A 20,844-nucleotide genomic window follows, 5' to 3' on the forward strand; every position below is an offset into this window, starting at 1 on the left:
ATTGTCGACAATCGAGACGAAACAATCTGGCATGTTTTGGGGCTTTTTTCAACCGCTTTCTGTTGATTGTTTACCAAGGGCAAAAAGAAACGGGTGAGATGCAGGATCTCACCCGAAAGGACTCGAGAGGTGTATTTTTCTGGTTTTTAGCGGGCGACCAGCTCCAGGGTCCTGATGCTGTCGCTGACTGTTGCCAGGTGTGGCGACCAGCGGTCGTGGAGGCAGTAGTCGCAGAAGTCCTGCAGCTCATGGCGCAGGGGTTCACCCTTGAAGACGATGCAGTCGCGCACCAGATAGGAGTGGTTGGTGCGATAGGAGGAAAATTCCTTCATCTGCTGGTGGATAAGGTCAGCTTCAAAGTAGCCTTCGGAGGTGGCGACTTCAATTTTGCGCTTTTTGTAGGGGGTCAGCCAGTTGGTGATGATACTGGCAACCATGTCGCCCTCCAGCTCGAAGGAGAGTATGGCGTTGTCCTCGTGGTGGTCGTGGATTTTCTTGGAGGAGAAGATATGTCGCTTGCGGATCTCCCGCTGCGTAATAAAGCGAATGAGGTCAACATCGTGAACGGCCAGGTCGGTGAGGATGCCCACATCGGCGATGCGCGGTGGAAAGGGACCAACGCGGGTGATGGCGATACTGTAGATTTCCTTGCCCTCCAGCTCTTTCTTCAGCGCTTTGACGACGGGGTTGGAACGCTCCACATGGCCGACGACGGCCTTAATATGGGGCGGGATGGCTTTCTCCAGGGCGCGGGCATCTTCGACGGTGGAGGCCACCGGTTTTTCGATGAACAGGTGCAGCCCCCTGTCAATGCACTTGAGGGCCACTTCATGGTGCAGGTAGGTGGGAACGGCGATGATGGCGGCGTCCAGTTCGACATTGGCCAGCATCTGGTCGAGATCTTTATAGACGGGCTGACCTTCGTGCTCCTGCAGGGCCGTGTCGCACAGTCCGCATACGTCCACCTGGGGCAGGTCGCTCAGCACGCGCAGGTGGTTTTTCCCCATGACACCGAGTCCGATGATGGCAACGCGCAGTTTCTTACTGTTTGGCATAGGTTTTCACCGCCTCGATAATTACGTCCTGTTCGTCCTCCTGCAGGAAGGCGCTGAAGGGCAGGCTCATGATCTGCTGTCCGGTGGCTTCGCTGACCGGGAAGTCTCCCTGGCGATAGCCCAGGTAGGCGTAGGCTTCCTGTAGATGCAGGGGGATGGGGTAGTGCACGGCGGTGGGGATTTTGCGGCTCGTCAGATGGTCGATGAGCTTCTGGCGATTGTCGCAGCGGATGGAGTACTGCGCGCAGGCAGTTGTGCGATCGGCCTTCACCCGGGGCACCACGATGTCATTGAGTCCTGAGAGGCCGTTGTCATAGCGTTGGCGCAGGGTTTCGCGGCGCTGCATTTCCTGGTCAAGGTAACGCAGCTTCACGCTGAGTACCGCTGCTTGCAGGGCATCCAGGCGACTGTTGATGCCGATGTATTTATAAGCGTAGCGCTCCCCCTGTCCGTGGTTGCGCAGGGAGAGGAGCTTCTCCTGCAGTTCGTCGTCGTCGCAGAACAGAGCTCCCCCGTCGCCGAAGCATCCCAGGGGTTTGGAGGGGAAAAAGCTGGTGACGCCGATATGGCTGAGGTGCCCACTCTTTTTCCCCTTATAGCTGGCGCCGAAGCTCTGGGCGGCATCTTCAATGACCTGCAGACCGTGCTTTTCGGCGATGGCGTTGATTTCGTCCATGTCTGCAGGCTGCCCGTAGAGGCTGACCGGGAGGATCGCTTTCGTACGAGGAGTTATCTTCGCTTCAATGGCTGCCGGGTCAATGTTGTAGGTGACGGAGTCGATATCGACAAAGACGGGCCTGGCGCCAAGGAATGCTACGGTTTCCACGGTGGCCACAAACGTGAAGGGGGTCGTGATTACCTCATCGCCGGGGCCAACGCCAATGGCCATCAGGGCCAGCAGTATGGCATCGGTGCCGCTGGCGCAGGTGGCGCAGTGGCGGGCGCCGGTATAGGTGGCCATGTCCTTTTCCAGCTGACTGATCACCGGGCCGAAGATGAACTGGCCTGAGGAGGTGACGGCTGCCATGGCGGCGTCAATCTCCTGTTGATACGCCTGATACTGTGCTTTGACATTAATGAATTCAATCTGCATATGACCTCGCCAGACGGTTTGATGTTTTCTGTTTCAAATTCAGCTTCATGCTTTCGCGATTGTTTGTCAATGGAAAGTGTTACTTTCCGGACGGCGTGCGATCGCGGCCAATGCAGCGATAGGTGAAGCCCATCTGCTGCATCTTTTCCGGCGAATACAGGTTGCGTCCGTCGGCGATAAAGGGTTCTTTAAGGGATTGCTTTATGCGTTCAAAGTCGGGACGGCGGAACTCGTTCCACTCGGTGATGATCAGCAGTCCGTCAGCATTTTCCAGAGTTTCATACTGGCCTGCGGCGTAGTGAATGGCATCGCCGAAGATTTTACGGGCCTCGTCCATGGCTTCCGGATCATAGGCGCAGATGGTTGCACCAAGGCGCAGCAGTTCGCGGATGATAACGATGCTGCTGGATTCACGCATATCATCGGTATTGGCCTTGAAGGAGAGGCCCCATACGGCAAAGTGCCTGCCCTTCAGTGCTCCGGCCACCGCGCTGGTGTTGTAGTGGTTCAGGACTTTATCCACCAGCACTTCCTTTTGTCTCTTGTTCACCTCTTCCACGGCGTCGAGCACCTGCAGTTTCATGCCGTGTTCGCGGGCGGTGCGCATGATGGCCTTGACGTCCTTGGGGAAGCAGCTGCCGCCGTATCCGACGCCCGGATAGAGAAAGCTGTGCCCGATGCGGCTGTCGGAGCCGATGCCTTCGCGTACCGACGACACGTCGGCACCCACCAGGTCGCACAGGTTGGCGATTTCATTCATAAAGGAGATGCGGGTGGCCAGCATGGCGTTGGCGGCGTACTTGGTCATCTCCGCCGAGCGCACGTCCATGGTGATGATGCGGGACTGGCGCATCATGAAAGGGGAGTAGAGTTCCTTCATGATCTCCAGGGTGCGCACGTTCTCCGCGCCGATGACGACCCGGTCGGGTTTCATGAAGTCGTCGATGGCGGCCCCTTCCTTGAGGAATTCGGGGTTGGAGACGACATCAAACTCAATATCGACTCCGCGCTCCTGCAGGGCCTGGGCTATGGCGGCCTGAACTTTTTCTGCGGTGCCAACGGGAACCGTGGATTTGTCCACGATGATTTTATAGCTGTCCATGCACAGGCCGATGGAGCGGGCGACAGCCAGGACATACTGCAGGTCGGCGCTGCCGTCTTCGCCTGAGGGAGTTCCCACGGCGATAAAGAGTACCAGGGATTCGGCAACCGCTTCGGGGAGGTTGGTGGTGAAGAACAGACGCCTGTCTTCGACATTTTTCTGGATCATGGGCTCAAGGCCCGGCTCGTATATGGGGATGATGCCTTTTTTCAGGTTTTCAATCTTCTGTTCGTCAATATCAACGCAGATGACGTGATTTCCGGTTTCGGCAAAGCAGGTGGCTGCCACCAGGCCGACGTAACCGCTTCCAATGACCGCAATTTTCATGCGCTTCCCTTCTGTGGTGAAAGTCTCTCCCATTGCCGATGCTGTTCATTGCAATGAGGCCTCAAATTATATATAAGTACCTGCAAATGTCCACTGTTTCCGCGATTTTTTTCACAAGGTGCGCGGCGGTCTGGACAGGCGAAATCGGTATGAATTTTCTTTTCAGGAGGACCATGTGTTGTCTGCCATTATCCTGGCTGCCGGCAAGGGCACCCGTATGAAATCCGAGCTTCCCAAGGTGCTGCATCCGGTTGCAGGAAAGGCCATGGTGGCCCATGTCATCGACGCGGCCAGGGGTGCCGGAGCCGCGCAGATTGTCGTGGTGTATGGCCATGGCGGTGAGCTGCTGCCAGAGCGCCTGGGGGCGGATGGTACTGACCTTACCTTTGCGCGGCAGGAGGTGCTCAACGGAACCGCCAAGGCGGTGGAAGCGGCACTGCCCGCTTTGCGTGGGGAGTGCCGTGATGTCCTTATCCTGTGCGGCGATACTCCGCTGGTGGATCAGGAGTTGTTGCGGGAGTTCTTTGAGCAGCATCGCCAGCAGGGCAGCGTGGTTTCCATCCTTTCGGCACAGATAGATCAGCCCGGCAGTTACGGGCGCATTGTGCGCGATGGCCAGGGGCGCGTAATCGCCATTGTCGAGGCCAGGGATGCCACTGTCGGGCAAAGGGCCATCAATGAGGTCAACAGTGGTATTTACGCGGTTCAGCGCTCTTTCCTGGCGGAGGCCTTGCCTGCTGTGGGCAGTGATAATGCCCAGGGAGAGTACTATCTGCCCGATATCGTTTCCATCGCGGTGGCCCGTGGGCTTCCGGTGGAAGCGCTGGTGACCGGAGATTTCACCAAAACCCTGGGGGTCAACTCTCGCGCAGAGCTGGCCCAGGCGGGACAGTTGCTGTATGAACGCACCTGCCGTCGCCTCATGGACGAGGGAGTCAGTATTCTCGATCCGCGCAGTACCTATATTGAAACCGATGTGCAGGTGGGTGTCGATACGGTTATTTACCCCAATGTCTACCTGGAAAAGGGCACACGTGTTGGCAGGAATTGTCTGATTCGTCAGGGGTGCACCCTGATTGCCTCTTCCCTTGGGGATGGCTGCACCCTGAAAGATGGCTGCTACCTGGAAGAGGCTTCGGTGGGCGCTCACTCATCGCTCGGTCCCTATGCTCACCTGCGTCCCCAGTCGGTTCTGGCCGAAGAGGTGAAGATCGGGAATTTTGTTGAGATCAAGAAGGCTACTGTGGGAGCCAGGTCAAAGGCCTCGCACCTTACCTATATCGGAGACGCAACCGTCGGCTGTGATGTGAATATTGGCTGCGGAACCATTACCTGTAATTACGATGGTTTTGACAAGCACGTGACGGTTCTTGAGGATGGCGTCTTTGTGGGCAGTGATACGCAGCTGGTGGCACCGGTTCGGGTCGGGCGCAATGCCATGGTGGCAGCTGGCACAACGGTGACGCGGGATGTGCCGGCGGAAAGCCTTGTGATCAGCCGCAACGAACAGAAAGTCGTTGAGGGCTGGGCGACCCGCTTTCGTCGGCAGAAACAGAAGAAATGACGTATTTCTGATCGGGGTCGGGAGCGTTATGGGAAAACTATCAGAAGGTGAAGGGACGACCCGGGAGAACGATGTGCTGGATGATGCCGGTGCCATTCTGATGTTCAGGCATCAGATGCAGCAGCAGGAGCAGCAGGCAGACCGGGATGCGGTGGAGGGGTCGTTCACGCCGCAGCAGGCGATAGAGTCCCTGGTTCCGGTGCTGCTGATTTTTGTGGCCATTATTATTATGCTGATCACTGGTCATCGCATGCGACGCAAACTTCAGCAGGCTCAGGAGGAGGATGCCGCTTCCCCCAGGAAGCGCCGCAACCGCTGGCATGGTTTTAGCCTGCTGGAGGTTCTGCTGGTAATGCTGATCCTTGGCATGTTGGGGGCGATTGCTGTGCCGCGGCTGATGGATAATTCTTCCGTGGAGCTTCACCTGGCGGCTGAGCAGGTTGCCGAAGGACTGCGGCAGACCAGGCACATGGCCATGACTCGCAGTCTCTATGATGGCCAGAGCGGAACCAACGCGCTTCGCGATAGGCGCTACTATTTCAGTCCCTGTGGCGATGGACAGGGGTGTTTCCGCTTCCGCCACCATGGTGGTGTTGAGCACCATGTAGCGGGCTACCATGGTTATGGGCAGCCCCTGGCCTATTTCCTTGACAAGCCGGACTCCCCTGTGGTCTTTGTGCAGGAGAGTGGGGTTTCGGTCACTGATGGCGTACGCTTCGACTCCCAGGGACGACCCTGGACCGGAAAGGGTTTCAATAATATGCTTCACAACCAGCGCTACTATACATCACTGCGCTATCAGCTGCGCCATACTCGCAGCGATGAGCGACTCTTTATCCATGTGAATGCCTTTACCGGCCATGTGGAGATATCCGCTCAGGTCATGGAGGGCTGAATGGATACCCTGGATCAGTTGATCGCCCTTGCCCGCAACGCGTCCATAGAGGTGCGCACGGAAAAGTTGCGCGGCAATACCTCGGGAGGCTTCTGCCGCATTGGCGGCGAGCCGGTGATTTTCCTGAATCGTTCCCACAAGCGGGTCATGCGCGCCCAGGTGTTGCGCCGTGCCCTTGATGACGCCGCTGATCATGGGATCGCGGTGCAGCAGGCAGTTGATGTCCAAGGTGCCGGTTCCGGGAAATAACGCTATTTTTTCTGGTTTTACGTATACAGAATGCTCACAAGCAAGGAGAACACCAATTCCATGAATGCACAGCAGGTTCGCCAACAGTTTCTGTCCTATTTTGAGTCGAAAGGGCATAAGGTCGTTGCATCCAGCGGTCTGATCCCCTTTGATGACCCGACACTCCTTTTCACCAACGCGGGGATGAATCAGTTCAAGAATATTTTCCTCGGCAATGAGAAGCGTGACTACAACCGTGCGGCGACGGCGCAGAAGTGTGTGCGGGCCGGAGGAAAACACAATGATCTTGAGAATGTCGGCGTCACGGCACGTCACCATACGTTTTTTGAGATGCTGGGGAACTTCAGCTTTGGCGACTATTTCAAACGCGAGGCCATAGAGTATGCCTGGGAGTTTATCACCGAGGTCATGAAGCTCGACCGGAGTCGTCTGTGGGTCAGCGTCTTCCGCGAAGATGATGAGGCTCTCGCCATCTGGCGCGACCACATTGGAGTGCCCGCCGAGCGGATTCTGCGCTGTGGCGAAAAGGATAATTTCTGGCAGATGGGGGAGACGGGTCCCTGCGGCCCCTGCTCGGAAATTCACTACGACCAGGGGCCCGATGTGCCCTGCACCGAAGGTGGCCCCTGCGGGGTGGAGTGTGAGTGCGATCGCTATCTGGAGATCTGGAACCTCGTGTTCATGCAGTATGATCGCCAGCCCGACGGCACCCTGGTTCCGCTGCCCAAACCCTCCATTGACACGGGCATGGGTCTTGAGCGCCTGGCGGCGGTCGTGCAGGGTGAGACATCCAATTACCATACTGACCTGTTTCTGCCACTGCTGAACCGGATTGCGGCGGACTGCGGCATGACCTATACGCGATCGGCCAGCCATCAGGATGTGTCCATGCGTGTCATCGCCGACCACCTGCGGGCCAGCACGTTCCTGATCAGCGATGGTGCCATTCCCTCCAATGAGGGGCGCGGTTATGTTCTGCGACGTATCATGCGCCGGGCCATGCGCCACGCCAATCAGCTGGGAAAAAAAGAACCCTACATGTACTCCCTGGTCTGTCTGATGGAGGAACACTATGGCGAAGCCTTTCCCGAGATTGTCAAGAATCGCGCCATGGTGGAGGAGATCATCTATCAGGAAGAGCGGCGCTTTGCCAACACCCTTGATCATGGTCTGGCAATCCTGGAGGAGATGGTCGCCGGGCTGCAGAAGTCCGCTCAGGTTGCCCTTGACGGCCAGAGTGCCTTCAAGCTCTATGATACCTATGGTTTTCCCCTCGATCTGACAGTGGATATCCTGGAGGACCGGGGCATCACTGTTGATGAGGCGGGATTCTATGCCGCCATGGAGGAGCAGAAGGTTCGCGCCAGGGCTTCGTGGAAAGCGGTGGCCTCGGTGACCTCAAGCGAAGATCTTCGTCTGATCGAATCCCGCCATCAGCAAGAGTTCAGCGGTTACGATTTCCTGAGCGCCAAGGCGAGTGTGATTGGTCTCCTTGATCTGCAGGAGAACTCGCTTTCCCAGGTGCGTGCCGGTGAGGAGGCCTGGCTCCTTCTCGATAAGACACCCTTCTACGCGGAAAGCGGAGGCCAGGTGGCTGATACCGGGGTGGTTGCCACCGATGGTGGGGATATCTTCGAGGTTCGCTCTGTGCGTAAATCCATTGGTGGTCTGCACCTGCATCGCGGTGTGGTCAGCCAGGGCAGATTCAGCGCCGGGGATGCTGTGACGGCGACGGTGAATTCCCGCCGTCGCCGCAATATCACCCTGAACCACTCTGCTACCCACCTGCTCCATGCGGCTCTTAAAAGCACCGTGGGGGAGCATGTGCGTCAGGCGGGCTCCCTGGTGGAAGATGGCAAGCTGCGCTTTGACTTCACCCACTGGAAGGGACTGACACCCGAGGAATTGCAGGGGGTTGAAGATCAGGTCAATGCTCAGGTTATGGCCAACCATGCGGTGCGCAAGGAGCTTATGACTCTCGATGACGCGGTGGCCCGTGGGGCGACGGCGCTCTTTGATGAGAAGTACGGTGACGATGTGCGGGTGATCACCATGGGTGACTACAGCATGGAACTGTGCGGGGGGACCCATGTGGATGCCACGGGGCAGATTGGTCTGTTCAAGATTCTCTCCGAGTCGGCCATTGCCGCCGGTGTGCGCCGGATTGAGGCCACTACCGGGCCGGGCGCGCTGCAGGTGGTTCGCGACCTGCAGAAGACGGTCGGCGATGCGGCCCGCATGCTCAAGACCCGTCCGGAAGAGCTGTGTGCCAAAATAGAGAAGCTGCTTGAAGGCAATCGGCAGTTGGAGAAACAGCAGCGCGAGCTGCAGGAAAAAATGTCGGCCCGCGAAACTTCAACCCTGCAAGAGCAGGTGGAGGAGGTCTCCGGAGTCAAGGTGCTTCTGCAAAGCTTTGAGGGCAAAAGTGTCGAGGAGCTGAAGCAGATCGTGGACAGCGCCAAGCATCAGCTGGGTGAGGTGGTTGTCGCCCTGGCCAGCGTGGTGGACGGTAAGGTACTTTTCGTGGTGGGTGTCAGTGAGGCACTGAGCCAGAGGGTCAGAGCCGGTGATCTGGTCAAGATTCTTGCGACAACCTGCGGTGGTGGCGGTGGCGGCAAGCCGACTTTTGCCCAGGCCGGTGGCCGAGAGCCAGGCAAAATTGCTGAAGCCCTGCAGAAGGCGCGGGAGCACCTGGTGGCAGGATTATCCTGACGCTTCGATGGGGCAAGGGGAGTAGCGGAGTTTCCTGGGAAATTCCGTTGCTTTTTCCTTTGTTTCACGTTAGCTTATCTTTGAATTTTTGTCGGTCAGGTGCCCTGTGACGAATGGTAATAGATTAGAGGAGTTGCGTGACTCCATAGATGCGATTGACGATAAGCTGTTAGAGCTGCTTAACAGTCGGGCTGAGCTTGCCGTGCAGGTGGGCAAGTACAAGTCGGGCAATCCTTCAGAATTCTACGTTCCCTCCCGTGAAAAGCAGATTTATACCCGCCTGTTGCGGGAAAACCCCGGTCCCATTCCCGATGAGGCTGTGCGGGCAATTTTCCGCGAGATCATCTCAGCGTGTCTCAACCTTGAGCAGCCGCTTACCATCGCCTTTCTTGGTCCTGAAGCGACTTTTACCCATATTGCCAGCATGGAACACTTTGGTCAGAGCGCCCGTTACCTGGCCTCTCCCAGTATCCGGGATGTCTTCTCTGAGGTTGATCGCGGGCGGGCGCACTATGGCGTGGCGCCCATTGAGAACTCGACTGAAGGGGTCGTGAACTATACCCTTGACTGCCTGGTGGAGACCGACCTGTCTATCTGTGCCGAGATCGAGCTGGGGATCACCCATCACCTGATGAGCACCAGTGGCAAAATGGAAAACGTCAAGCGGGTCTATTCGCACCCCCATGCCATTGCCCAGTGTCGGCAGTGGCTGGAACTCAATCTTCCCGACGTGGAGCTGGTGGATATTACCAGCACGGCGCGGGCGGCAGAGATTGCCAGTGATAATGATGACGCGGCAGCGATCTGCTCTGAGCTGGCCGGTAAGCTTTATTCTCTGGTGCCGGTAATGCGGAAAATTGAAGACAAGACCAATAATTTCACGCGCTTTATCGTGGTGGGGAAAACGCGCACCAAGCGAAGTGGCAACGATAAGACCAGTGTGGTGTTTGGGTTGAGCCATGCCGTGGGCTCCCTGTACCACGCCCTGGAGATCATCTCGAAATTCCGCATCAATATGACCAAGATTGAGTCCCGCCCCTCCAAAATCAAAGCCTGGGAGTACCTTTTTCACGTGGACCTTGAAGGGCACCGCGAGGATGAAAATGTGGCAGCCGCGCTGAAAATGCTGGAAGAGCGCAGTCTTTTCATGAAAATTCTGGGATCCTATCCCAAAAGTATACAGTCTGCAAAAGGTGAATAATGCTGGTTTCACAAAATGTTGAAGAACTGACCCCCTATCAGCCAGGCAAACCCGTCAAGGAAGTTGAACGGGAGCTGGGCATTCGCGACACGATCAAGCTGGCCTCCAACGAAAATCCTCTGGGGGCTTCGCCGAAGGCCACGGCGGCGGTGCTTGCCATGGCCCATGAAGCCAACCGCTACCCTGAGGGCGGCTGTTACTATCTGCGCAAGAAACTGGCGGCGCTTCTGCAGCTGCAGGAAGAGAATCTGGTGTTCGGAAACGGCTCCAATGAGATCATTGAGCTGGTGATCCGCACCTTTGTGCTGCCCGGAGAAGAGATACTGTTCTTTGATCCCTCCTTTGCGGTTTATCCTATTATTGCCAAGGCGGCGGATCGGGATTTTCGCGCGGTGCCCCTGCGTCAGGACAGCTTTGAAATGAATGTGGACGATATGCTGGCGGCCATTGGTCCCAGAACCAAAGCGCTCTTTATTACCACACCCAACAACCCTGTCGGCAATTACATTCCCCATGGGGAGCTGGTGCGGCTGATCAGTGCCACGCCTGCCAATGTGCTGGTCTGCGTTGATGAGGCCTATGTTGAGTATGCCACGGAAGGTGACTGTCGCACAGTTATCGACCTTGTTCTTCAATACGAAAATCTGCTGATTATGCGCACTTTCTCCAAGGCGTATGGATTAAGTGGTTATCGCATTGGCTATGGTGTGGGTTCACCGAAAATTATCAATTACCTCAATAAGACGCGTCAACCCTTTAACGTAAACCTTCTGGCGCAGACAGCGGCTGAAGCGGCTCTGGATGATCGAGAATTTCTGGATGCCAGTGTCGGGAACAACAGCCGGGAGATGCAGCGCATTGTGGACTGCATCAGTCTGCTGGGGCTGACCCATGTGCCTTCCCAGGCCAACTTTATCCTGATTGATACCCTGGGGCCGGGGCGTCCGGTTTTCGAGGGCCTTCTGCGCGAAGGCGTGATTGTGCGCCACATTCCTCATCCGATGATCGCCAACTTTGTTCGGGTCACCGTTGGAACCCCCGCTGAGAACAGCATATTCCTGGAGAAGTTTGCCAAAGTCCTGAGGCAGGAAGGACGTCTGGCGAACTAAATGGAAGTCATTGAGCGCTGTGCCATCATCGGTTTGGGATTGATCGGAGGCTCTTTCGGGGCCGCTCTGAAGGAGCACGGTCTGGCACGCCACATTACCGGTATCGACCGCTGCGAGCAGACGCTTCGCCAGGCCATGGGGTCCGGTATCATTGATGGTTCGAGCACGGTGGTGGCAGGAGCACTGGCAGGCTGTACCCATATCTTTGTGGCGACACCTGTTGGCAGTTTTGATGTGGTTTTTGAGCAGCTGTCCCAGCATGCTGAGGCCTCCGCGCTGGTTGTGGATTTTGGCAGTGTAAAGGGAGAATTGAGTATGCGGATGCATCGACGTTTTCCCCAGCTTAACTATATCCCTGCACACCCCATTGCCGGCAGTGAGAGAAGCGGTGTCGGTGCTGCCAGCGCGAGTCTGTTCCGTAACCGTAAATGGATTATCACGCCACTGCCCCAGACCCCGTCAGTGCAGTTGTCGGAATTGCGTCAGCTCCTGCTGGCTGTGGGGGCAGTGCCGGTGGATATGGATCCCATGGAGCACGACCGGGTGTTTGCCGCGGTCAGTCATCTGCCCCATATGGTCGCCTATGGGCTGGTGGGGTCTATTGCCGCCATGGAAGATGCCTGGAACCTGCCCCTGAGTCGCTATCCCGGTGCGGGGTTTCGTGATTTTACCCGAATCGCGTCCAGCGACGAGACCATGTGGGCCGATATCGCTCTGGCGAACAAGGCAGAGATTCTGGAAAGCATGGAGCTCTTCCGGGAGTCTCTGGAGAAGATCAGACAAGCCATCGCCTGTGAAGACCGCTCAGCTTTACTGGAGAGTTTTCGCGGCGCCAGGGAGTACCGTGACGCCATTGTCAGACATATGGAGGAAGCCAATGCTTAAGGGAACCATCGCCGTTGCTTCGGACAAATCCATCACCCATCGCGCCATCATGTTTTCTTCCCTGGCGCAGGGGCAGTCCATTATTTCCAACCCCCTGATGGGTGATGACAATATCAGTACCTGCAAGGCATTTCAGGCTATGGGCGTGGATGTGCAGCTGGTGCATAATGCCATTATTATCAACTCTCCCGGCGTGGATGGTCTGCGGGAAGCTGAGGATGTGCTGGACTTCGGCAACAGCGGCACGACGACCAGGCTGATGCTCGGCATTCTTTCAGGGCTCCCCCTCTTCAGCGTTATTACCGGTGACCAGTACCTGCGGAAGCGTCCGATGATGCGTGTCATCGACCCGTTACGGCAGATGGGGGCCCGCATCGATGGCCGTGATGGTGGGCGTTTGCTGCCGGCCAGCGTGCGTGGTGGTGACCTGCAGGGCATCACCTATCATTCGCCAGTGGCTTCAGCCCAGGTGAAAAGCGCTCTTGTGCTGGCGGGAATTTTTGCCAGGGGTACCACGGTTGTCAGCGAGCCGGAGATCTCCCGCGATCACACCGAACGTATGCTTCCGTTCTACGGTGTTGGCGTGAAGGTAGAAGGCAAAACCGTTTCTGTTACAGGTGGGCAGCGCTTTGAACCGCGGAATATGGAAGTTCCCGGCGATATCAGCTCGGCGGCGTTTTTCCTGGTGGCCGCGTCTGTTGTGCCGGGCAGCCAGGTGACCCTGTCCAACGTGGGCATTAATCCGACGCGCACCGGAGTGCTGGACATATTGCAGCAGATGGGGGCTGACATCAGGCTGGAGAATCAGCGTCTGGTGTGTGGGGAGCCGGTATGTGATATCGTCATTACCCATGCGCCCCTTGAGGCGGCCCATATTTTCGGGGAGATGGTTCCCCGGCTTATCGATGAAATTCCGGCGCTGGCTGTGGCCATGTGCTTTGCCAGAGGCAAAAGTATCGTCAAGGATGCCAAGGAGCTGCGGGTCAAGGAGACGGATCGCATTGTCACGACCCTGGCGAATCTGAAGGCCCTGGGGGTTGAGGTTGAAGAGTACGAGGATGGTTTTGCGGTTACCGGGAACCCTGATTTTCAGCTGCCCTCTGGGGTGACTCTCGACTCCTACGGAGATCATCGCATCGGTATGAGCGCGTATTTATTCAGCCTCCTGCAGAGAAATATCATCGTGGATGGCATGGAGTGTGTTTCAGTCTCATTCCCCAACTTCCAGAAGTTTCTGGCTCAGCTGCAGCGGGGAGGGGATCAGTGAAGATTCGCATTGCCCTTGATGGTCCAGGTGGCTCGGGCAAGAGCACCATGGGCAAGCGGCTGGCAAAGCAGTACGGCTTTACCTATGTGGATACTGGAGCCATGTACCGGGCCACGGCTCTGTATTTCGACCGCAATGACATTGTTCCGGAATCCATTGATGATGATCAGTGTGCACGTGTAATGGACGATATTCACGTCTCCTTCGCCTGGGCCGATGATGACCAGAGGGTGTTTCTGAACGGAAGTGATGTGTCCGCTGCCATTCGCACTTCCCGTAACTCCCTGCTGACCTCACGGGTGGCAAAGCTGCCCGTGGTGCGTCGGGCGCTGGTGGCCCAGCAGCAGGCAATGGCCAGGCAGCAGAGCGTTGTGATGGATGGCAGAGATATCGCGTCTGTGGTCATTCCCGATGCGGAGCTGAAAATCTATCTTGAGGCTTCACCAGGAGTGCGGGCGCAGCGACGCATGGAGGAACTGGAGGCCAAAGGAGAGTCCCTGCCCTTCGAAAAGGTTCTGCAGGAGATTCATCAGCGCGACCACGAAGATATGAACCGTGAGCATTCCCCGCTGGTAAAAGTTGCCGAGGCCATTGAGGTGGATACGTCGTCTATGGATGCCGACATGGTGTTCAGAACACTCTGCGATTACGTGGATGCTCTCTTGCGGGAGCAGTCTGCGGTGGAGACAGGGGGGTAACCATGGAAATCGTACTGGGGAAATACGGAGGTTTCTGTTTCGGCGTCAAGCGCGCGATCCAGCTGGCGTTTGAAAAGGGTGAGCGGCATGATGGCTCCATATACACGCTTGGCCCGATTATTCACAATCCTCAGGTTGTTGAAAAACTGGATTCCCTGGGGGTCAGGGAAGTCAGCGATCTCGACGAGGTTGCCAACCCTTCAGAGAGTGCTGTTATCATCCGCTCCCATGGAGTTGGCCCCCAGGTATACGACCGGGCTCTTGCCATGGGGGTTGCCGTGGAGGACGCCACCTGCCCTTACGTGAAGAGAATCCACAGCATAGTTACCGATCTCGTGGCCCAGGAGTACCAGGTTCTCATTGTGGGTGAACCTGATCACCCCGAGGTGGTGGCCATCAAGGCGTATGCCGGTGAGCATGGAGTGGTGGTGGAACACCCATCAGATCTGGAGAGTATCAAACTGGCACGGAAAACGGGTGTTGTCGCGCAGACGACCCAGTCTCAGGAAAAGTTGCAGCAGGTTGTCAGCGCTTTGCTGGCAAAGCGCAACAGCGAGGTGCGCATCTTTAACACCATCTGCGATGCGACAGATGTCCGCCAGAAGGAAGCGGTGGAAATTGCCAGCGGTTCCGATGTCGTGCTGGTCATTGGTGGGCGCAAGTCCGGAAATACAAACAGGCTGGCGGAAATCTGCATCGGGATTCAGCCGGATACCTATCATATTGAAACGGCGGCTGAGCTGCAAACTGAGTGGTTCCGGGGCAAACAGCGGGTTGGTATCACGGCCGGTGCCAGTACGCCGGACTATCTGATCAGTGAAGTCATAGAAGTCCTGCAAAGAATTTCCAGGGAAAATAGCGGGAAGACCTAAAAGGTATTCCCTTTTGCATAGATTTTTTGTATGTATGCAGTAAGAAACAAGGAGTAGAGGGTATGATGGAAAACGATTACAGGCTGCCGGATGAATCTTCAGAAGACTTTGCTGCCATGCTTGAAGAAGATATGCGTCAACGGGAAGAGTCAGGACGCATTGTTCAGGCCACGGTTGTGCAGAAAAATGATTCAGAGATTCTGCTGGATATCAATGAAAAAGTCGAGGGCGTTGTCCAGCGCTCCGAGTTCACTGATGAAGAGTTCGAGCGCCTGAAAACGGGTGATACCTTTGAGGTTTTTAATACGGGTCGACGTGAGGACAGTGGTTTTATCCGCGCCAGTAAACAGAAAGCTGACCAGCGTCGTGGCTGGGACGACATTGTTGCCGGTTTTGAAGAGGGCAGACTCTTTGAGGGAACTATAGTTGATGTCGTGAATCGCGGCTTTACCGTGAATATTAATGGTGTGCGTGCCTTTTTGCCGCTCTCCCAGGTGGATCTGCGCCAGGTTCGCGACAATCCCGAGGAGATGAGAACCTATGTTGGGCTGACAGGCCAGTTCAAGGTGATTAATGTCTCTCCGAAGCGTCACAATGTGGTGGTTTCACGCCGAGCCCCTCTGGAAGAAGAGAAAAACAAGGCCAAGCAGCAGCTTATCGAAAAGCTGGTGCCTGGAAGCCTGCTGACTGGGCGGGTCAAGAATATTACGGAATACGGGGTCTTCATTGATCTGGGTGGTTTTGACGGGCTTCTGCATATCACGGATATCTCCTGGGGCCGTGTCTCTCACCCGTCTGCGGTATTCAGCGAGGGCGATGAGGTGGAAGTGGTTGTGCTGGACTTCAATCCTCAGAATGAGCGGGTATCCCTCGGGTATAAGCAGAAATCCGATGACCCCTGGAATAACATTGCCGAGCGCTGTGAATGCGGAACGGTCGTCAAGGGCAAAGTGGTCAGCTTTGTGGATTACGGAGCCTTCGTGGAGATTGAGCCAGGGATCGAGGGCCTGATCCATATCAGCGAGATGAGCTGGACGAGTCGCGTTCGCTCACCTTCCCAGGTATTGAAGATCGGTGATGAAGTAGAGGTCCGCATACTGGATATTGATTCCGAGAATCGTCGCCTCTCCCTGAGCCTCAGGGCGGTACGTCCCAATCCATGGGATGTCGTGGGTGAAAGATATCCGGTGGGTACCGTGGTAAAGGGCAAGATCAAGAACATCACGGAGTTCGGTGCTTTCCTCGGCCTTGATGAAGGTGTTGATGGTCTGATCCACATCTCCGATATGTCCTGGTCCCGCAGCAACCATCCCAGCGAAATCGTCAAAGTCGGCGATGAAGTGGAAGCCAAGGTGCTGGCCTTTGACCGTGAGAAAGAGCGGCTGAGCCTTGGTCTGAAGCAATTGGAAGAGAATCCCTGGGATGTTGTTGAAAAGCAGTTTCCCATTGGGAGCAGGGTCAGTGGTACCGTGGTGAACCTGACCGATTTTGGCGCTTTCGTGAAGCTGGAAGATGGCGTCGAAGGGTTGCTGCATGTGTCTGAGATTTCCCATGATCGCATTGAGCGGCCCTCCGATGTGCTTTCTGTCGGTCAGCAGATTGAAGCTGCCGTGATCAAGATGAGCAAGGAAGATCGCCGCATCGGACTGAGCATGAAGGAAGTCGGCGAAGGTGGAGCGGAATCGGCATCTGAATAGAAACGATGTAAAGCAGAAGGCAGGACGCATGCGTCCTGCCTTTTTTTATTCTGCGCGCAAAAATTTTTCGCCAGGGAAAATTTTTAGTAAACTCCTCTGGGATTCTGCCGATAAGAACAAGGAAGAGGATATTCATACGTTCATCTGAACACACAGGAGGCTGTCATGGGAGGCGTTAATTTTCAGGGCTTGTCAGGGCTCCCCATGGGCGAGTTGATGGATAAAATGCTGGAAGTTCGCGGGCAGACCATGAATCGGCTGCTGGATAACCGTGAGTTGGTCCAGATCAAGAAAAACGCCTTCATGGATGTCAATAATGACATGATGACCCTGCGCAACCAGCTGCTGGATATGAATCTGCGCAGTACTTATTATAACCGTGAAGTTTCTTCTAGCAACGAGGCGCTGGTGAGCGGCACTGCTGAATGGAATGCCGCCAAGACTTCCCATACCGTGGAGGTGATCCAAGCGGCCAAGGGTGCATCGGCCAGCAGCTACTACACGCGCTCGGCGATTTCCGAAGCGGTGGTCAAGAATACAACGAATATCAGTGCGATCTCCTCCTACTATGAAGGGATGCTCAGCGGCAAGCATGATATTCTCATTGAACGCACCGGGACCGATGAAGGCTATGTTATTGCCACCAATCGCATTGCCCTCGACAATAAGCCCACCATGCAGGCTATTATGGGCACGGGCATTTCTGCGACAGCAGCGGGAACCCATGGCACCATAGCCAACGAAATCACAGCCGGCAGCACCCTGGAGCTGAATGTCAATGGAACCACGGTGACCGTGACCATGGAAGATGGTTTCAGTGCCGGAACCACCCTGGCGACGGTATCCAATGTGCTTGACACCAAGATCAACGACGCGCTCAATGTGGCCAACGGCACTATTGATCAGCGCTATGTTGCCGTGGGTGACTCCGGTTACTGGGGGCGCAGCGGGGATGCGCGCAGTGGCCTGGTGATCTACAATACGGCACTCTCCACCAGTGAGTCCCTGGATATTGTCGGTGGTTCGGCGTTGAGCGCTCTGGGTCTTGATACAACACAGAAGAATACGATGAATCATATAACCAAGAGCACAGCGGTGGCCTATGCCGACGCGGCGGATGTGGATGCTGCCTTTGCCACCCTGCGGACCCAGATGGGAGAATCCTACACTGAGGGCCCACCCCCTTCCTTTAACAGCATCATGGATGGTGCCATGAACTTCCAGCTTGCGAGCGGTACCACGCTGCAGGAAGGTTCCATGCGCATTATCACCGGTACTGAGTTGCGTCTGGGCGAGGACTCCCATTCACGGGTGACGGGGAGCGCCGTTGGCGCCATCGATACGGCACAAAAGCTTTCCGAAGCTGGCCTGAGCGGCTTTGGCAGCGATGCTGCCGAAGGGTACTTCACCATTAACGGGGTGAAGATCAATATCCTCCTCAACACCACGAAAAAAGATGCCGAGGGCAACGTCAACCCCAACCCTGACCCCAACCCCGATCCCACCGTAAACGAGATGCTGGCAGCCATCAACAGCTCGGGGGCCGGCGTTACGGCCTCCTTTGACGGGCAGCGTTTCTACCTTACCGCCAACGAGCCTGGCCAGGGGACGATCAAGGTCGGGGATACCGGGGATACATCCACGTTCCTCAGCATGGCGGGCCTGACAGTTCCCGCCGGGGCCACCCAGAAGGCGGGCGCCATGAATCCGGCAGCTGATCCGACCCTTGTGCCCACTGGCCTGGGGATTCGCACCGGTATTTTCACCGTCAACGGTGTCAGTATCTATGTGGACTCGGCCAAGGATAGTCTGAATTCCATTATTGATAAAATCAATAATTCCGGAGCTAATGTCATAGCCTCCTATGACACGGCTTCCGACAGCTTCCACATTACGAGCAAGCTGCGCGACGGGCATTCCAACCAGAACTATATTGTCTTTGGCTCTGAGAATGACACCAGCAACTTTTTGCGTCAGATGAACGTGATAGAGCATGATCCTGCAGTATCCCTGGCTAATGGCTATCCCATGGTTACCTATCAGGGAGAGAGGGGGCAGGACGCCCTTATTCGTTATGATGGGGTGCTCTACACGAAAACCGTGAACGATATCAAGGGCATGCCTGGCGGGGTGAATCTCAATATTAAAGGCCCGACCCAGGGTGCCGTGACGCTGAACGTTACCGGGGAAACGGACACCGCCCTTGACCGCATTGCGACCTTTATCGCGAATTACAATACGCTCATGGAGCGGATAACTCCATCCCGCTTGACCGATGAGCAGAAATCCTACCTGCAGCCCCTTTCCAACGAGAAAATGCAGAGCATGACATTTGCCGAGCAAGATCGCTATATGGAGAATTTCGAGCTCTACAATAAGCAGGAATACATTCGCAAGAGCAGTGAGTCGCGCTCAATTTCGGCCACATTGCGGCGTATTATGACGGATTTTTATGGTGAGGCGGGTTCTTCCATCCGCAGCCTGGGTGATATCGGTATTGAAATTGCAGGGAAGGATGACTACGCGCTACTGCAGAAGGGCATGTTGTTGATGGATTCCACTGACAAAGATGAAATCAAGGCTGCTCTCAAGGAGAATACCAGATTTATGAGTGCGCTCGAAAACGACGAGGAGGCTGTGTACAATCTCTTTGCCCAGGAGGACAGTGAAGGCAATCCCATTGGTATCGCGCGGCGTCTCAATGAGGTCGTTTCGGAGTACGTATTTGCAGGCGGCATGATTCACAACAAAACCCGCACGGGGGGCTTTATCGACAACGAGCTGGATCGAATTAATCGCTCCATTGCCAGTGAACAGCGCAGCCTGCAGGCCTATGAGAATGCGTTGAAGCGGCAGTTTGCCTCACTGGAGAGCCGTATCTCCGATATGCAGTCACAGAGCGCTGCCATAGCAAGCATTGTGTCACCTGGTCAGTCATAATTTTTTTGTTTTTGCTGACGGAGTGAAGGAACCCCTTGAATAATCAGAAAAAAGATGTAATATGGAATGAGGTATGTCATGTCTGCACGAGATCCTTACAGCGCCTATAAGCAGAACGAAATCCAGGGAGCTTCCCAGGGAAAGCTGATCATCCTCATGTATGATGGCGCCATTCGTTTCCTGAAGCAGGCATGTGTGTATATTGAGAAGAAAGACATCAATGGCGCACATGAAAACATCATGCGGGCAGAGAATATTCTGGCCGAATTGATGAACACCCTGAATATGGATGCCGGAGAGGTTGCCGATAACCTGCTGAGGCTCTATGAGTTTATGTTGTGGCACCTGATTCAGGCCAACAAGGACAAGGATCAGCAAAAGGTCGAGGAAGTCATCTCGATGCTTGCTGATTTGCGGGGGGCCTGGAATCAGATTGTTCACGGCCAGGCTGGCGAGCTCTCGAAGCCCGAAAAAAGCGACAAGACCACCAGGGCCGACGCCCCTGACGCAGGGGAGGGCGGTCATAAAAAACTGAATATCTCACTGTGACCAGTGAAACATTTCAAGGAGGAATGCCATGAACGTCGAAGGACTTGGTGGCGGCGGTCTGCGGAAGTCAGTTGTCAGGCTTCCTGATGATGACCGGGCTACCGCAAAGAAAACTGACGATTCTGCGGCAGGAAGCAGGCAGGGAGCAGCCATTAAAGACGAAATTGCTGTTGAAAACCGCTTGGCGGGAATGTCTACTATTCGTGATGTGGATATCGCCAAAAGCCTGCTGGAAAATACCATTAAGGATATCGTATCCAATGGCAGGCAGGCCCTTGACGCCTACAGGGATGCCTCCGGCAGCAGCCTGAGTAAACTTCTGTAGGTGTTCGGATAGCAAGGAGGCTATTATGATAGAAGGTTTTGCAGCTGCGGCATCGCAATATCAGCAGGGCCGCATTCAATATGACTATCAGATGCGAGTTGCCAAGCTCTCCCTTGACACCATGAAAGATTCCGGTCAGGCAATGGTGAAGATGCTGGATGAGCTTCCGGTAGCCCGGGTGAGTTCCACAAGTGTTGATGTCTACGCCTGATAGACAGACTTATATTGTAATATCTTTAAAGAGCAGGATCTGCTCTTTTTTTTTGTCCGGTGATCGGGAATTTGATTTTGTCTTATGTCGTTT

General features: G+C 55.5%; 18 protein-coding genes. 15 read left to right on the top strand and 3 right to left on the bottom strand.

Going from position 1 to position 20,844, the window contains the following annotated elements; genetic code table 11:
- Positions 1 to 146: 146 nt before the first annotated feature.
- The 3 genes from SELIN_RS03655 to SELIN_RS03665 form a co-directional block, all read right to left on the bottom strand.
- On the bottom strand, positions 147 to 1,055 hold the full coding sequence (locus SELIN_RS03655) for a Gfo/Idh/MocA family protein (protein WP_013505346.1): 909 nt from the start codon (positions 1,053 to 1,055) through the stop codon (positions 147 to 149).
- Complete coding sequence (locus SELIN_RS03660; protein ID WP_013505347.1) at positions 1,042 to 2,148, bottom strand: DegT/DnrJ/EryC1/StrS family aminotransferase; 1,107 nt, start codon at positions 2,146 to 2,148, stop codon at positions 1,042 to 1,044. Before SELIN_RS03660 ends, SELIN_RS03655 begins: the two co-directional genes overlap by 14 nt.
- Before the next feature lie 79 nt (positions 2,149 to 2,227).
- Entirely contained in the window at positions 2,228 to 3,577 is a 1,350-nt protein-coding gene (locus SELIN_RS03665; protein ID WP_013505348.1) for a UDP-glucose dehydrogenase family protein, read from the bottom strand.
- Positions 3,578 to 3,752: 175 nt separating this feature from the next.
- On the opposite strand from SELIN_RS03665, the gene glmU reads away from it, so the two are divergent.
- The 15 genes from glmU to SELIN_RS03740 all read left to right on the top strand — a co-directional run bounded on the left by glmU (position 3,753) and on the right by SELIN_RS03740 (position 20,751).
- A complete protein-coding gene (glmU, locus tag SELIN_RS03670) occupies positions 3,753 to 5,141 on the top strand; it encodes a bifunctional UDP-N-acetylglucosamine diphosphorylase/glucosamine-1-phosphate N-acetyltransferase GlmU (protein ID WP_013505349.1) in 1,389 nt (462 codons plus the stop codon).
- A gap of 28 nt (positions 5,142 to 5,169) precedes the next feature.
- Positions 5,170 to 6,036 (top strand): pilus assembly FimT family protein, encoded by an 867-nt coding sequence (locus SELIN_RS03675; RefSeq protein WP_013505350.1) that lies wholly within the window; start codon positions 5,170 to 5,172, stop codon positions 6,034 to 6,036.
- Entirely contained in the window at positions 6,037 to 6,285 is a 249-nt protein-coding gene (locus tag SELIN_RS03680; RefSeq protein ID WP_013505351.1) for a hypothetical protein, read from the top strand.
- A 60-nt stretch (positions 6,286 to 6,345) separates the two neighbouring features.
- Positions 6,346 to 8,997 (top strand): alanine--tRNA ligase, encoded by a 2,652-nt coding sequence (gene alaS, locus SELIN_RS03685; protein ID WP_041725910.1) that lies wholly within the window; start codon positions 6,346 to 6,348, stop codon positions 8,995 to 8,997.
- Between the two features lie 106 nt (positions 8,998 to 9,103).
- The gene (pheA, locus tag SELIN_RS03690; protein WP_013505353.1) at positions 9,104 to 10,198 is read left to right on the top strand and encodes a prephenate dehydratase; all 1,095 of its coding nucleotides are present in this window, start codon (positions 9,104 to 9,106) and stop codon (positions 10,196 to 10,198) included.
- Positions 10,198 to 11,307: a histidinol-phosphate transaminase gene (gene hisC, locus SELIN_RS03695; protein WP_013505354.1), complete on the top strand. Its 1,110-nt coding sequence runs from the start codon at positions 10,198 to 10,200 to the stop codon at positions 11,305 to 11,307. Before pheA ends, hisC begins: the two co-directional genes overlap by 1 nt.
- Positions 11,308 to 12,192: a prephenate dehydrogenase gene (locus SELIN_RS03700; RefSeq protein ID WP_013505355.1), complete on the top strand. Its 885-nt coding sequence runs from the start codon at positions 11,308 to 11,310 to the stop codon at positions 12,190 to 12,192.
- On the top strand, positions 12,185 to 13,459 hold the full coding sequence (gene aroA / locus SELIN_RS03705) for a 3-phosphoshikimate 1-carboxyvinyltransferase (RefSeq protein WP_041725911.1): 1,275 nt from the start codon (positions 12,185 to 12,187) through the stop codon (positions 13,457 to 13,459). Before SELIN_RS03700 ends, aroA begins: the two co-directional genes overlap by 8 nt.
- Entirely contained in the window at positions 13,456 to 14,157 is a 702-nt protein-coding gene (gene cmk / locus SELIN_RS03710) for a (d)CMP kinase (RefSeq protein ID WP_013505357.1), read from the top strand. The genes aroA and cmk overlap by 4 nt, the downstream gene beginning before the upstream one ends.
- Before the next feature lie 2 nt (positions 14,158 to 14,159).
- Positions 14,160 to 15,029, top strand: coding sequence for a 4-hydroxy-3-methylbut-2-enyl diphosphate reductase (locus SELIN_RS03715; protein ID WP_013505358.1), 870 nt, complete (start codon positions 14,160 to 14,162; stop codon positions 15,027 to 15,029).
- A gap of 62 nt (positions 15,030 to 15,091) precedes the next feature.
- Entirely contained in the window at positions 15,092 to 16,726 is a 1,635-nt protein-coding gene (locus tag SELIN_RS03720; RefSeq protein WP_013505359.1) for a 30S ribosomal protein S1, read from the top strand.
- 165 nt (positions 16,727 to 16,891) lie between these two features.
- Complete coding sequence (fliD, locus tag SELIN_RS03725; RefSeq protein WP_013505360.1) at positions 16,892 to 19,666, top strand: flagellar filament capping protein FliD; 2,775 nt, start codon at positions 16,892 to 16,894, stop codon at positions 19,664 to 19,666.
- Positions 19,667 to 19,744: 78 nt separating this feature from the next.
- The gene (gene fliS / locus SELIN_RS03730) at positions 19,745 to 20,215 is read left to right on the top strand and encodes a flagellar export chaperone FliS (protein WP_013505361.1); all 471 of its coding nucleotides are present in this window, start codon (positions 19,745 to 19,747) and stop codon (positions 20,213 to 20,215) included.
- Between the two features lie 28 nt (positions 20,216 to 20,243).
- Positions 20,244 to 20,540, top strand: coding sequence for a hypothetical protein (locus tag SELIN_RS03735; RefSeq protein WP_013505362.1), 297 nt, complete (start codon positions 20,244 to 20,246; stop codon positions 20,538 to 20,540).
- A gap of 25 nt (positions 20,541 to 20,565) precedes the next feature.
- Positions 20,566 to 20,751: a YjfB family protein gene (locus SELIN_RS03740; RefSeq protein WP_013505363.1), complete on the top strand. Its 186-nt coding sequence runs from the start codon at positions 20,566 to 20,568 to the stop codon at positions 20,749 to 20,751.
- Positions 20,752 to 20,844 lie beyond the last annotated feature (93 nt).

Origin of the sequence: Desulfurispirillum indicum S5, assembly GCF_000177635.2 — a bacterium.
Taxonomy (GTDB): Bacteria; Chrysiogenota; Chrysiogenetes; order Chrysiogenales; family Chrysiogenaceae; genus Desulfurispirillum; species Desulfurispirillum indicum.